Consider the following 945-nt stretch of genomic DNA (forward strand, 5'->3'; position numbering starts at 1 on the left):
GCACGAACACCTTGTGCTCGTAGAGGGCGACCAGCTGGCCCAGCACCGAGGGGGTCAGCTCGGTGGCCAGGATCGTCGTGGTGGGGTGGTTGCCCTGGAAGGTCTTGTGCGGGACGAGCTCCTCGGGCACGCCCTCGGCGCGCACCTCGTCCGGGGTCTTGCCGAAGGCCAGCGCCTGCGTCTGGGCGAAGAAGTTGGCCATCAGCAGGTCGTGCTGGGCGGCGAGCCGGTCGCTCAGCTCCTCCACGGGCTCGGCGAAGCCGATGAAGTCGGCGGGGATGAGCTTGGTGCCCTGGTGGATCAGCTGGTAGTAGGCGTGCTGCCCGTTGGTGCCCGGGGTGCCCCACACCACGGGACCGGTCTGCCAGTCGACCTCGCGTCCGTCCCGGCCGACGGACTTGCCGTTGGACTCCATGTCGAGCTGCTGGAGGTAGGCGGTGAACTTCGACAGGTAGTGCGAGTACGGCAGCACGGCGTGCGACTGCGCGTCGTGGAAGTTGTTGTACCAGACCCCCAACAGGCCCATCAGCAGCGGCGCGTTGGCCTCCGGCGGGGCGGTGCGGAAGTGGTCGTCGACGATCCGGAACCCGTCCAGCATCTCCCGGAACCGGTCCGGACCGATCGCGATCATCAACGACAGCCCGATCGCCGAGTCGTACGAGTACCGCCCGCCGACCCAGTCCCAGAACTCGAACATGTTCGCCGTGTCGATCCCGAACCCGGCGACCTTCTCCGCGTTCGTCGACAACGCCACGAAGTGCCGCGCCACCGCCTTCTCGTCCCCGCCCAGACCCTCCAGCAGCCAGGCGCGGGCGGACGTGGCGTTGGTGACCGTCTCGATCGTGGTGAACGTCTTCGACGCCACGACGAACAGCGTCTCCGCAGGATCCAGATCACGGACCGCCTCGTGCAGATCGGCGCCGTCGATGTCGGCCTGCGCCATGA

Annotated in this window: 1 protein-coding gene; it reads right to left on the reverse strand. The window is 67.9% G+C overall.

Annotation, left to right across the window (positions count from 1 at the left end):
- On the reverse strand, positions 1-945 hold a 945-nt coding region (gene pgi / locus LPA54_RS33005; protein WP_228984428.1), incomplete at both ends, for a glucose-6-phosphate isomerase.

Source organism: Streptomyces sp. DH12, from assembly GCF_020873895.1.
In the GTDB taxonomy this organism is placed as follows: domain Bacteria; phylum Actinomycetota; class Actinomycetes; order Streptomycetales; family Streptomycetaceae; genus Streptomyces.